At 68.4% G+C, this 13,749-nt stretch carries 5 protein-coding genes and 1 riboswitch; of the genes, 4 read left to right on the forward strand and 1 reads right to left on the reverse strand.

Annotated features, from left to right (window positions below; translation table 11 throughout):
* Positions 1-35 precede the first annotated feature (35 nt).
* The 4 genes from AC07PE_RS11180 to mntP all read left to right on the forward strand — a co-directional run bounded on the left by AC07PE_RS11180 (position 36) and on the right by mntP (position 5,678).
* The gene (locus AC07PE_RS11180) at positions 36-2,546 is read left to right on the forward strand and encodes a glycoside hydrolase family 3 protein (protein ID WP_498764222.1); all 2,511 of its coding nucleotides are present in this window, start codon (positions 36-38) and stop codon (positions 2,544-2,546) included.
* On the forward strand, positions 2,543-3,520 hold the full coding sequence (locus AC07PE_RS11185) for a glucokinase (protein WP_498764224.1): 978 nt from the start codon (positions 2,543-2,545) through the stop codon (positions 3,518-3,520). Before AC07PE_RS11180 ends, AC07PE_RS11185 begins: the two co-directional genes overlap by 4 nt.
* Before the next feature lie 20 nt (positions 3,521-3,540).
* Positions 3,541-4,842 carry an L-fucose:H+ symporter permease gene (fucP, locus tag AC07PE_RS11190; protein WP_498764226.1) on the forward strand — a complete coding sequence of 434 codons (1,302 nt, stop codon included), beginning with the start codon at positions 3,541-3,543 and terminating at the stop codon, positions 4,840-4,842.
* An 84-nt stretch (positions 4,843-4,926) separates the two neighbouring features.
* Positions 4,927-5,102, forward strand: a riboswitch (yybP-ykoY riboswitch).
* 9 nt (positions 5,103-5,111) lie between these two features.
* The gene (gene mntP / locus AC07PE_RS11195) at positions 5,112-5,678 is read left to right on the forward strand and encodes a manganese efflux pump MntP (protein WP_498764228.1); all 567 of its coding nucleotides are present in this window, start codon (positions 5,112-5,114) and stop codon (positions 5,676-5,678) included.
* A gap of 51 nt (positions 5,679-5,729) precedes the next feature.
* On the opposite strand, the gene AC07PE_RS11200 is transcribed toward mntP, so the two are convergent.
* Complete coding sequence (locus AC07PE_RS11200; RefSeq protein WP_498764230.1) at positions 5,730-13,739, reverse strand: hemagglutinin repeat-containing protein; 8,010 nt, start codon at positions 13,737-13,739, stop codon at positions 5,730-5,732.
* Positions 13,740-13,749: the final 10 nt, after the last annotated feature.

Consider the following 13,749-nt stretch of genomic DNA (forward strand, 5'->3'; position numbering starts at 1 on the left):
TGCGATCCGAAAAAGAAAACGTGGAGACCTCCCGCATGCACAAGCCCCTTCGTTCCAGCGCCCTGGCGCTCGCCATCGCACTGGCCCTGCCGGCCTTCGCCGCCCAGCCGGCATCGAAACCTCTGAACGACTGGCCGCAGGTCAGCAGCGCCTTCAAGAAGGACGCCGCCATCGAGGCGCGCGTGGCGGAAATCCTCGGCAAGATGACGCTGGCGCAGAAGGTCGGCCAGATGACCCAGCCCGAAATCAAGTCCGTGACTCCGGACGAGGTCCGCCAGTACTATATCGGCTCGGTGCTGAACGGCGGCGGCAGCTGGCCGAACAACGACAAGCATGCCAAGGCGGCCGACTGGGTGGCGATGGCGAACGCCTTCTACGACGCCTCGATGGCCACCGACATGGCGATCAAGGTGCCGGTGGTGTGGGGCACGGACGCGGTGCACGGCCATAACAACGTCTACGGCGCCACCATGTTCCCGCACAATATCGGCCTGGGCGCCGCGCGCGACCCCAAGCTGGTCGGCGAGATCGGCGCCGCCACCGCGAAGGCGGTGCGCGCCACCGGCATCGCCTGGGTGTTCGGCCCGACCCTGGCCGTGGTCCGCGACGACCGCTGGGGGCGTACCTATGAAAGCTATTCGGAAGAGCCGATGTTAGTGCGGGAATATGCCGGCGTCTACGTGAAGGGCATGCAGGATTCGTTCAGGCGGGACGCCAACACTATCGCCACCGCGAAGCACTTCATGGGCGACGGCGGCACCGACCAGGGCAAGGACCGCGGCATCAACAAGTCCAGCGAACGCGACATGATGAACATCCACGCCCAGGGCTATTACACGGCGCTGGCCGCCGGCGCCCAGACCGTGATGGCGTCCTTCAACAGCTGGGACGATGTCGCCGCCGGCAAGAATTACGGCAAGGTGCACGGCAGCCGCGCCATGCTGACCGATATCCTGAAACAGAAGATGGGCTTCGACGGTTTCGTCGTCACCGACTGGAACGGCAACGGCGAAGTCCCGGGCTGCACCGCCGCCAGCTGCGCCCAGGCCATCAACGCCGGTGTCGACATGGTGATGGTGACCGACGAGTGGAAGGCCTTCATCAAGAACACCATGGCCGACGTCGAAGCCGGCCGCATCCCGCTGGCGCGCATCGACGATGCCGTCAGCCGCATCCTGCGCGTCAAGCTGCGCGCCGGCCTGTTCGGCAAGCGCCCCTCGCAGAACGCCTATGCCGGCAAGGACGATTCCTTGCAGGCACGCGAGCTGGCGCGCCGTGCAGTCCGTGAATCGCTGGTGCTGCTGAAGAACGAAGGCCCGGCGCTGCCGCTGACGGCCGGTAAAAAAATCCTGGTGGTCGGCAAGGCTGCCGACAGCATGGCCAACCAGACCGGCGGCTGGGCGCTGACCTGGCAGGGCACGACCAATACGAATGCCGACTTCCCGCATGCAGACACGATCCTGGCCGGCATCCGCGCGGCCGCCGGCGACGCCAATGTCCGCTTCAGCCTGGACGCCAAGGACGTCAACCCGGCCGACTACGACGCCGTCATCGCCGTGATCGGCGAAGGCCCGTATGCGGAAGGCGACGGCGACATCGGCCCGTCCGGCACCCTGCGCCATAGCAGCCGTTATCCGGAAGACCTGGCCGTGCTGCAGCAGGTGACGGGCAAGGGCAAGCCGGTGGTGACGGTCTTCCTGTCCGGCCGCCCGCTGTGGGTCAACGACCTGATGAACCTGTCCGACACCTTCATCGCGGCCTGGCTGCCGGGCACGGAAGGCAAGGGGGTATCTGACCTGCTGGTCGCGGCCAAGGGTGCGAAGAGTTACGACTTCAAGGGCACGCTGTCCTTCTCCTGGCCCAAGACCGTCTGCCAGACCCCGCTCAACGTCGGCGACGCCAACTACGCGCCGCTGTTCGCCTACGGCTACGGCCTTAAAAAGGGCGCGCGTTCGCAGCTGGGCAAGCTGGATACGAACTACCCGGCCGGCGGCTGCGGCGTCTCGAACGTGTATCCGCTGTTCGGCCAGTCCGACCGCGCCAGCTTCCCGCTGCAGATCCGTAGCGGCGGCAAGGTGCAGCCGCTGGGCGCGGACCTGAACGCCACGGTCAGCCTGCCGGGCATCACGGTCACCACCGCCCAGATCAACACCCAGCAGGACGCCAAGCTGGTCACCTGGACCGGTCCGGCCGCCATCGAAGCCCATGGCATGAAGGCGCTGGCGCTGCCGGCGGCGGCGAGCAAGGATGCGGTGCTGCGCTTCGACACCATCGTGCAGTCCGCGCCCGCCGGCAAGGTGAGCATCGCGATGGGCGGCACGGCGCTCGACGCCACGGCCCTGTTCCAGCGCCTGGCCGGCAAGGGCAAGCAGGCGGTCAAGATTCCGCTGGCCTGCTTCACCGCCAAAGGCGCGGACCTGGCCAGACTCGATACCCCATTCGTCATGAGCAGCACCGGCGCCTTCGCAGCCGCCATCGGCAATATCGATGCGGTCGGCGGCGCGGCCGGCGACCAGGACACCGTCCGCTGCGAGGAGCTCCAATGAACGGGCAGGCCGGAAGCGTGCGTCTGCTCGCGGACATCGGCGGCACCAACGCCCGCTTCGCACTGCAGCAGGCCGGCGGCGACGGCTTCGCCGACATCGAAGTGCTGGCCTGCGGCGACTACCCGGCGATCGGTGACGCGGTGCGCGCCTACCTGGGCAAGGCTGCCGTGCGGGGACTGGCGGCGGACGGCGTCAGGCACGCCGCGATCGCCATCGCCAACCCGGTCGAGGGCGATGAAGTCAGCATGACCAACCACTGCTGGAGCTTTTCCATCGGCGCGCTGAAGGCGGAGCTGGGCCTGGACACTCTGCTGGTGGTGAACGATTTCGCGGCGCTGGCGATGTCGCTGCCGCACCTGAAAGCCGAGCAGCGCGAGCGCATCGGCGGCGGCGTCGAACAGGCGGGCAAGCCGATCGGTTTGATCGGCCCCGGCACCGGGCTCGGTGTGTCCGGCGTGGTGCCTTGCGGCGCGCGCTGGATCGCGCTGGCGGGCGAGGGCGGCCACGTCAGCTTTGCGCCGGTGACGAAGCAGGAGATGAAGATCCTGCAGGCGCTGTGGGAAGAGTACGGGCACGTGTCGGCCGAGCGCCTGCTGTCCGGCCTCGGCCTGGAACTGATCCACCGCGCGCTGGCCGGCCAGCGCCTGAGCGCTCCCGAGATCACCGGCCGGGCGCTGGACGGCAGCAGCGTGGCCTGCCGCGAGACCGTCGAGACCTTCTGCGCGGTGCTGGGCAGCGTGGCCGGCAATGTCGCGCTCACGCTGGGCGCCACCGGCGGCATGTACATCGGCGGCGGCATCGTGCCGCGCTTGGGCAGCCTGTTCACCGGCTCGCGCTTCCGCGAACGCTTCGAGGGCAAGGGCCGGCTGTCTGGCTACCTGGCGCGGATCCCGACCTGGCTGATCACCGAGGAATACCCGGCGCTGCGCGGGGTCGCGGCGATGCTGGACGATGAACTGAACCTACAACGATAACAAGCAAACGAGGAGACAACATGGCACAAACCGCACCGAATACGGCGATCTCGCCGACGACGCAGGCGACCGGCAGCAACACCGGCCCGCTGGTGATCGTCACCATCCTGTTCTTCATGTGGGGCCTGCTCACATCGCTGAACGACGTCCTGATCCCGCACCTGAAGGCCATCTACACGCTCAGCTACGTGCAGGCGATGCTGGTGCAGTTCTGCTTCTTCGGCGCCTACTTCATCGTCTCGGTGCCGGCCGGCGCCCTGATCCGCCGCGTCGGCTATCAGATGGGCGCCGTCATCGGCCTGCTGATCGCGGCGGCCGGCTGCGCGCTGTTCTACCCGGCGTCGAAGAGCGGCTACGGCCTGTTCCTGTTCGCCTTCTTCGTGCTGGCGAGCGGCATCACCATCCTGCAGGTGGCGGCCAACCCCTACGTGACCGTGCTCGGCCCGGCCAGTACGGCATCCAGCCGCCTGACCCTGACCCAGGCCTTCAATTCGCTCGGCACCACCATCGCGCCCTACGTGGGCGGCATCCTGATCCTGTCCGCCGCGGCGGTCGGCGCCGACCGCCTGGCGGCCATGAACGCCACCGAGCTGGCCGCCTACCGCGCGCATGAAGCAGCGAGCGTGCAGGGGCCTTACCTGGCGCTGGCCGCGGCGCTGGCGATCCTGGCCGTGCTGTTCGCACTGGCGCGCCTGCCGAAGATCAGCCACGGCGAAGAGACCACCGCCGCCGCCAGCGGCAAGGCGTCGGCGCTGGCCTACCGCCACCTGGTGCTGGGCGCAGTCGCCATTTTCCTGTACGTGGGCGGCGAAGTCAGTATCGGCAGCTTCCTGGTCAACTTCCTGGGCGAGCAGCAGATTGCGGGCCTGGCGCCGGCGGTTGCCGCCGGCTACGTCAGCGTGTACTGGGGCGGCGCCCTGGTCGGCCGCTTCGTCGGCTTTGCCGTGATGCGTTACGTCAGCCCGGGCAAGAGCCTGGCCTTCAACTCGCTGGTGGCCATCGTGCTGGTGTTGACGGGGATCTTCGGCAAGGGCGCGCTGGCGATGTGGGCGATCCTGGCGGTCGGCCTGTTCAACTCCATCATGTTCCCGACCATCTTCAGCATGGCCGTGCATGGCCTCGGCCGCCACACCGGCCAGGGCTCGGGCATCCTGTGCATGGCCATCGTCGGCGGCGCCATCGTGCCCTTCATTCAGGGCGCGCTGGCCGATTCGATCGGCCTGCAGACCTCCTTCTTCGTGCCGGCGGCCTGCTATGCCTTCATCCTGTATTTTGGCCTGAAGTACGCCAAGCTGCACCTCGAGGTGTCGGCGCCGGCCTGACCCGTTTCTCACTGTCCCTAGGGTAGTCTTCCCGGCGGCGCGCCTGCGTGTCGCTGGGTTTTTTGTTTGTATTCGTGTAAGATGACCGCACCCATTGGGGAGTAGCCTGCTCCTGGACCCTTCAGGAGTTCCCGTATCAACATACTCGTTGCCTCTCTGGCGACGTGGTACGGGCAGCCGTCTCGGTTGGCAAGACCTTTGGCATCCTGCGCGCTTTTGACCGGGCCGTGCAGGCATGCCTTCGTGTTTGCCCGGCCAGCGAGAGTTCAATGAATGTAGCCGCCACGCTTGCCATCGCGCTTGCCATGTCCACCGACGCCTTCGCGGTCGCCATCGGCAAGGGCGCCGCACTGCACCGTCCCCACCTCAAGGAAGCCCTGCGCACGGGCCTGATCTTCGGCGTGATCGAGGGCCTTACTCCGATTGTCGGCTGGGCCCTCGGCAAGGTCGCGGCGCCCTACGTCGAAGCCTGGGACCACTGGATCGCCTTCACCCTGCTCGGCGTGCTTGGCCTGCGCATGATCCACGCCAGCCTGACGGCGGACGAGGAGGAAGAAGAGAAGCCCAGCAGCCATGGGTTCTGGCTGCTGGCGATCACCGGCTTCGCGACCAGCATCGACGCCATGGTGGTGGGCGCCAGCCTGGCCTTCATCGACGCCAACATCTTCACCACCGCGGGCGCGATCGGCCTGGCGACCTTCACCATGGTGACCCTGGGCGTGATGCTGGGGCGCGGGCTGGGGCAGCTGGTGGGCAAGCGCGCGGAGCTGATCGGCGGGCTGGTGCTCATTGCGATCGGGGGACTGATCCTGTACGAGCACCTGAGCGTGGGCTAAAAAAACGGCGGCCGGTTCCCCGGCCGCCGTTCGCACTTCAGGCAATGACGATCAGTTGGGTGCAACCGGCGGCTTTGCCTTTTCGTCCTCTTTCTTCTTTTTCGCATCGGCTTTGGCCTTCGCGGCGCTGACCTTGACCGGTGCGGCCTTGACGGCCGGCGTCACGCTCACCGGCGCGCTCTGCGCCGCGGCGGCGGCCGAAAGACCCGCGCTGCCGGTCTTCACCTGCACGCCGCCGCCGCCCGAGATCGTGGTCCTGGTGGCGCTGCTGGAACTGCTGCTGTCGTAGCCGGCCTCGATGGTGCCGACCGCGCCGCCGCTGTCCTTGCCGCCTTCGCTCTTGCTCTTGGCGCTGATCCCTGCCGCGAAGCCCGAGCTGGTGCTGCTGCTGGTCGACTTGGCGTCCTTCATCTCGACCGTGCCCGCGGCGATGGTGGCGGCGCCTTCGGCCTTCAGCTGGGTGCCTTCGAAGCTGGCCTTGCTGCCCGAGCTCAGGGTCAGGCTGCTGCCCGACTTGACGCTGCCGGCCGCCGCCTTGTCCGACTGGCTGCTGTCTTCCTGGAAGCCGCCGCCGAGTTCCACGCCCATCTTCGATTCGCCGCCTTCGCCGCCCCCCTTCTTGCCTCCGCCTCCAGATACCTGGATGCCAGCCTGGAAGGAACTCGAGCTGCTGGTCGAGCTGCTGGTGCTGTGCGCCGCGTCCATGGTCAGCTTGCCGCCAGCATTGACGCTGGCGTCGCCCTTGGCGTCGATGTTGGTGCCTTCGAAGCGGGCGTCGTTCTGGGTCTTGATGGTAATGCCGCCGCCCGACTGGATGCCGCCGGCCACCGCGGTGGACGAGTTGGCGCTGCTGCTGTTCTTCGCGAAGCCGCCGCTGACGCCGCCCTCGACGGTGTCCGAGCCCACGCCCACGCCGATGTTGGCCGAGGCGTTGATGCTCTGGTCGCTCGAGCTGCTGTTCGAGGTGTTGCGTGCCGCCGTGTAGTTCAGGTCCCTGGCGCCGATCTCGACGCCTTTGCCGGCGTCGATGTTGGTGCCTTCCATCGTGGTGGTGCCGGTCGACGTGCTGCTGACTGTGCCGCCGGCGCGGACGTTCGACACCACGGCGGTGCTGCTGCTTGCACTGGACGACGAACGCGAGCCATTGTACGAGGCCTCGACCCCGACGCTGGCGCCCGCATCCGCGCCGCTGGTGCCGGCGCCGGCATCCGCGCCGGCATACACGCCGATGCGCGCCTGGTCGGCCGAGGACGAGCTGTTCGACCAGCTGGTATTGGCCGCAGCCTTGCTGTCGATCGTGGTGGCCGACTGCGTGAAGTTGCCGGCCGCGTCGATGCCGGTGCCGACGTCGGTGATGTTGCCTTGCGCGGTACGGCTGATGCTGCCGTTGCCGGAGCGGATGGTCGAGACGTTGGCGGTGGTGGTGCCCGACGAGTCGGTCGACTCGTTATGGCGGCCCTGCAGGCCGACGCCGGCTTTCGCCTCGGCGCCGGCATTGGCGCCGCCGCCCAGCACGCCGGTCGAGGCGCCGGCTTCGGCGCTGGCGCCGCCGCTGACGTAGAGGCCGACCGAGGTCTTGCTGCTGCTCGAGCTGGTGCTGCTGACGTCCTGGGTGGCGCTGAACTCCATGTCCTTGGCCTTGACGTCCACGCCCTTGTCGCCGGACAGGTCGGACCCCTGCACCGTCAGTTTGTTGCCGGCGTTGATGTTCAGCTGGCCGCCGGCGTTGACCGTGCTGCCCTTGTTGTGCACGTTCAGCGTGTCGGTCTGCGAAGTCATGGTGCGCGCCAGGTCGATATTGGTATCCGAGCTGGCGCCTGCCTGCGCGCCCGCGCTGCTGGTCATGCCGGCATGCGCGCCCGCGCTGGCGCTGGCTTCGTTGTTCGAGTCCACGTACAGGCCGATCTGGCTGGTCTCGGTCTTGCTGCTGGTAGTGTGCACGTCCTGCGCGGCCAGGATCTTGACGTCCTGGGCGTTCAGGTTGGTGTCGCCACCGGTGTTCAGCTTGGCGCCCTGCAGGGTGATGTCCTTGTTGGCCGTCACCGTCAGGTCCTTGCCGACCGAGATCTCGGACCCGACCGCACGGGCGTTGTAATCCGTGTTGGTGGTGGTCTTGGTTTCGGCCAGGGTCACGCCGCCGCTCGCGCCGGCGCTGGCCTTGGCGCCGGCTTGCGCGCCGACGCCGGAACCGGCCACGCCACCCACGCCCTTGCCGGATTGCGCGCCGGCGCCGGCCGCGGAGTCGGCGCTGCCGCCGTCCAGCTTCAGGAAGGAGGTGGTCTTGGTCGTGGTGCTGGTGCGGTCGACGTCCTGGCCGGCCAGTACCTCGACCTTGTCGGCCTTGATGTCGGCGCTGCCGTCGACCTTCAGCTTCGAGCCCTGCATGGTCAGGGTGCCGTCGGTCTTGATGTCGGCATTGCCCTTGACCTCGATGCCGGAAGCGACGTTGCGGCCCTGGAAGGTATCGGTGGTGGTGGTGCTGGTGCCGAACAGGCCGCCGCCCACGCCGAAGCCCGACCCCGTGGTCGAGTTCGAGGTCTCCTTGGTATCCTGGCGCGAGACGACGTTGACGCCGCCCTTCGCGTCCATGGCCAAGTCGCCGCCGACCTTGACTTGCGAGCCGGCGATGGTGGTCTCGGCGCCGCTCTTGATCGACACATTGCCGCCGGTGCTGAGGCCGGAACCTATGTTGGTGGTGGTCGCGGTATGGGTCGAGCTGCCCGACTTGTTCATGCCGAGCAGGCCGCCCTCGGTCGAGCGCGAGAAGGAATCGGCGCGCTTGTCTTCGATGGTGTCGAAGCTGACCTTGCCGCCCGCCGCCAGGCTGGCGTCGCCGCCGGCCTTGACGTCCGCGCCCTTGACGGTGATGTCCTTGGCCGCGCCCAGGCTCAGGCTGCCGGTGCTCTCGATGCTGCCGGTGGCGCCGATGGTGGTGCGTGCGAAGTCCTTGCCGCCCTGGGCTTCGGCCACGGTCTGGTTGACGATGCTGCCTTCCGTCGACTTGAGCGCGACTTCGCCGCCCTTGATCTTGCCGCCCGTATTCGTGATGTCGCCCTTGGCCGTGATGGCCAGCTTGTCGCCGGCGATGGTGCCGCCGGTGTTGGCGACTGTGCCGGCATCGATCTTGAGGTTGGTCGCCGAGATCACCGGGCCGCCGTTGTCGATGGCGTCCTTGGTCGACTTGGCCAGGAATACCACCGGCGCCACGACTTTCTGGCCGTTGACCACGGTCTCCACCATCCACACCATGTCTTCTTTCAGGTTCGCCAACTGGTCGGCGGTCGGCGCCTTGCCGTACACCAGACCGAGCTTGGCTGCTTCGGCCGAGGCATTGTCCATCAGCGCCTGCATCTGTGCGGCTTCGCTTTGCATGCCCTTGAGGACGTTGTTGCCGGTCTGGGCGATCAGCTGGTCGCGCACCAGCTTGGCTTCATAGTTGGCGTCGCCCAGGCGTTTGATCTGCTGGTCCGGGTTGATGTTCAAGAGCTTGGTCAGGTAGTCCGAACCCACCGAGTTGCTGCCGGCGCCGAACAGCGGGTTGGTCTCGACCAGGAACTGCGAGTTCGGGTTCTTGACCGCGACGAAGTAGCCGTTCGGGTTGGTCGGCAGGTTCAGGTTCAGGCCCTGGAACTGCACCGTCGGGGCGGCCGCCACGCTCACCGTCTTGGAGACGGCCGGCGTGGTGCTCACCAGGGCGCTGAAGGCGGCGGCAAAGGGCGTGCCGGCCAGCGGATTGACGGCCGCCGCGCTGTCGGCGTTGACGGTCTGGTTGGCGGTGCCCTGCTGGTAGGGCGATCCGAGGTTCATCAGGCTGCCGCCGGCGAACGTGAGGTTGGTCGCGTAGATGCCGGCCTTCCATTTCTGGATCACGTGGCGTCCGGTTTCCATCCGGTAGGCGGCGTCCTGCGCGGCGCCGAGGCTGCCCGCGGTGCCGCCGAAGCAGTCGCCGTCGTTGCAGCCGCCCAGCTGGCCGGCGCTGGTGGCGTAGTTATAGGTGTGCCCGATCGGCCCGAAGGTCGAGTTGGTGCGGTAGTCGCGCCAGCGGCGGGCGTAATCGATCTCCTCCAGGTGCAGGTCGGTGTTGGTGAAGGCGCCGGCGCCGCTGATGCGGACCGTCGGCGCCGAGATCAGCGAGGCCTGGTTCAAGCCGCTGCCGCCATAATGGATGTCGATCGCTCCGGCCGCGATCACCTGGCCGAACTGGGTCGGCATCGGACGGTCCAGGGTCTGGGTGACGATGATGTCCTGCGCGAAGGTGGTCTTGCTGTCGCAGGCCGCGCCGAAGATGTTGCAGTTGCCGCTCCAGTAGTATGGCTGGGTGACCGGACGGTAGTCGTAGTTCGACACGATGGTCGGCATGGCGCCGGTCGGCAGGTTGCTGAACGCGGTGGTGGTGGTGATCGCCGTGTCGCCCAGCGCGATCACGGTGTTGTAGTTGTTGAAGGTGCCGGCCTTGACCACGATGTCGTGGGCGTCCATGGTGCCGGTCACGTTGTTTGCGAAGAGCTGGTTCAGGGCGCTGACGCTCAGGGTCGCGTCGGCATAGAGCGCGCCAGCGTTGTCGAAGCCGGCGCCGCCTGCATTCATGCTCAGCGACGATTCCGACGAAATGCCGCCGGTGCCGGTATTGTCCAGGCGCTGGCCGCTCACCGTGAGCGCGCCCGCGCTGTGGATCGCGCCTTCGTTGCGCACGCTGTTGCTGCCGGCGATGCTGCTGGCGCTGCCGTCCATGCCCAGCAGGATCACGGCGGCGCTGCCGAGGTTGGCCAGGTCGGCCGCGCTCAGGGTGCCGGCGCCGTTCGCCTGGATGCGGCCGCTGTTGGCGAGATTGCCCGCGTAGACGCCAACGGTGTCGCCGAACAGGGTGCCGCTGTTGGTGGCGTAGGCGGCCGCGTTGCCGGCGGCGCCGATCGCCAGGCCGGTCGCGGCCTGGATGCGCCCGCTGTTGTTGACGCCAAAGCCGGCGCCGCCGGAAATCGCGACGCTCGACTGGCCGATGATCTTGCCGCTGTTGTCGAGCTGGGTGCGGGCGTCCAGCAACAGCGCATCGGCGGCCTGGATCTGGCCGCCGTTGCCGATCGCGCCGGCCGTCGTGGACAGGCTGGCGTTGCCGCTGGCGTTCAGGCTGCCGCTGTTGCCGATCGAGCCGGCATGCACGGTCAGGCTGCTGCCGGCGCCGCGGGTCTGCACGGCCAGGCTGTTGGTGAGGGCGCCCGCGGCATCGATCGCCAGGCTGTCGTCCGCCTGCACGGTGCCGCTGTTGTCGATGTTGACGGCGCCGAGGCGCACGTTGTCCGCGCCGAGCAGGCTGGTGGCGCCGTGGTTGGCGATGTCCTGGCTGGCGCTGAGCTGCAGGTTGTGCGCCGCAGTGGCCTGGCCCGTGTTCGCGATCGTGCCGTGGATGGCGGTCAGGGCGGCGCTGCCGGCCGCCTTGACCGTGCCGGCGTTGCTCAGGGTGGCGCCGGCGATCGACAGCGCGCCGCCGTCGGCGCCGGTCTGCAGCAGGCCGTTGTTGACGAAACCGGCGCCGGCGCTGGCCAGCAGATTGCGCTTGGCCGTGATGGCGCTGTCGTTGACGATGGCGTTGGCGTGAGCGGAGAAATCGCCGCCGGCCTGCAGCAGCGCGGCGGCGCCGGTATTCGTCAGCGTGGTCGTGGCGGACACGCTCAGGTCGCCGCCGGCCACCACGTTGTTCACGTTGACCAGCTTGTCGGTGGTCGCCGCCAGGCTTGCGCTGCCCGCGGCCTGGATCGTGCCGACGTTGAAGAAGGTACCGCCGGCCAGCCTGGCGTTGCCGGCCTTGTCCAGCGCCTGCAGCGCGCCATAGTTGTTCAGCTTGCCGACAACCGCGATGTCGAGGTCGAGCCCGGCCTGCACAGTACCATCGTTGTCGAGGTCTTGCGCCTTCAGCGTGGCGCCGCCGCTGGCCAGCAGGCTGGCCTCGCCGCCCTTGTTGGCGAGCAGGCCGCCGGCGCCCGCGGCCAGGGTCGCGCCCTGGATCAGCTTCGTGTTCTCGATGCCATTGGCGGCGTTCAGCACGGCGGCGCCCGCGGCGACGATGGCGCCGCTATTGGCGATGCTGTCGGCCTGGCCGCTCAGCGCGCCGTCACTGCCGCCGTCCATGGCGGACGTCGTCAGCATCTTGCCGCTGTTGGCGGCGGCGCCGCTGCTGGTGAAGCTCAGCTTACCGGCCGACTGGATGGTGCCGCTGTTGTCCAGGCTGCCGGTGCGCAGCACCAGGTCCTTGCCGGCGGCGGTGTCGAGCAGCGCGCCGCTGTTGCGCAGCGCGCCGCTGGCGTCGACGCTCATGCCGCTGGTCGCCTGCATGGTGCCGGCGTTGGCCACGGTCGTCGCCTGTATGGCGATACGGTCGGCCAGCACGCGTCCGGCGGCGGTATTGGCGATGGCCGACGCGTGCTCCGCGCCGAGGCCGAACTGGCCTGCGGCCTGCAGCAGGCCGCTGTTGTCCAGGGTCAGCGCTGCGGCTGCGCTGCCGCCGTCGATGGTCAGATCGGCGCCGGCCTGCACGCTGCCGGCGTTGACGATGCTGGTGGCGGCGCGCAGGGCGGCCTTGCCGGCGGCCGCGAGGGCCGCGTCGGCGCCCAGTGCGATGCCGGCCTTGCGCGCTTCGACGGCCAGCGCGCCGGCGCTGGTCAGCTTGCTCTTGTCGATGGCGATGTCGCCGTCTGCGTCCAGCGTCAGCGTGCTGTCGGCCTTCGCGGCGGCGCCGCTGTACAGGGTCGCGTTGATCAGCTTGACGCTGGCGGCGTCGAGGGCCAGGCTGGCGCCCGCGCCCCAGCTGGCGCCGTCGATGGCGGCGCCGCCGCCCAGCTTGACGTCGACTGCGCCGTCGGCGCTGCGGGTTGCGGCCGCCGTCGACGTGTCCGCCAGGGAAGCGGCGCGCACCACGAGATTACTGGCGGCCTTGAGCTGGGCTTCGTTCAGCGCCAGCCCGCCGTCGGCCTGGATCGCCAGGTCGTTCTGGGCGCTGAGGGCGGCGTTCGCGCCCGCGATCTCGACCTGGCCGGGCGAAGCGTCACCGGTCTGGGTGATGCGCAGGTCGTGGGCGGCCGAGATGCGGCTCTGCACCAGTACCTTGCCGGCGGCGTCGACGCTGAAATCGCGGGCGCTGGCGGCGGCGTCGCCCAGCATGCGCACGCCGACCCCGGCCTCGGTGGCGATCAGGCGGATGCGGCCCGCGTACATGCCGCCCAGCGAGGTCGAATCGATCGCATACTGGGGTTTGGCGTCGCTGACGCCGATGGTGCCGGCGATGTTGCGGCCGGCGTAGTTCCACTGGATCGCACCGGTGAACACGCCCAGTTCGCCGTTGGCGCCGGCATTCACCTGGCCGTCGATCCGCACCGAGCGGGTCACCAGGTCGAGGATCTGCTGGGCGCTGCCGTTCAGGCCAGTGCCCGTGATGGCGATGTCGCCGCCCGTGACATTGAAGCCGATGAGATTGCCGTCGGCGGCCCATACCGGCGCGCCGGTGCTGAGGGTGACGCGGTCGGTGTTGATGAAGCCGCAGCCGGTGCAGGTGAGTCCGTTCGGGTTGACCACGATGACGTCGGCGCGGCTGCCGTACACTTCGGTGTAGCCGGCCAGGGTCGAGCGCCTGGTCGAGACCACCTCGTTGAGGATCACCTTCGCGGGGTCTTTCAGGTTGGTGTTGCCGACCACGCCGCCGGCCAGCTGCGACTGGCCGATTGCGCCTTTCGAGAAGGGCGTGTTGTTCAGCACCAGGCCCTTGGCTTCGACGTCATAGGTCGTGAAGCGGTTGTGCGAGATGCCTGTGGCGTTGGCGGTGTCGATGTTCACCACCGGCACGCCGTTCGTCGCGATATAGGTGTTGGTCTTGCCTCCGGTCGGGACGACCGAGGTCGGCGTCTTTATCTGTCCCCAGGCCGGGCCGGCGAGCAAGGCGCCGGCGAGGAGGGCGAGGGCGGGTGCGGCGGCCTTGACGGCGCCGCCGGATTTGCCGCGGCCGCGTGCGGTTTCGGCGGCGATGATGTAGGCGCAGCGGGCGGCGCTCCAGACGTGGCGGTACGAGCGGTTCATTGCGTTGTTC

The organism is Telluria sp. GW821-FHT07G12, assembly GCF_059418525.1.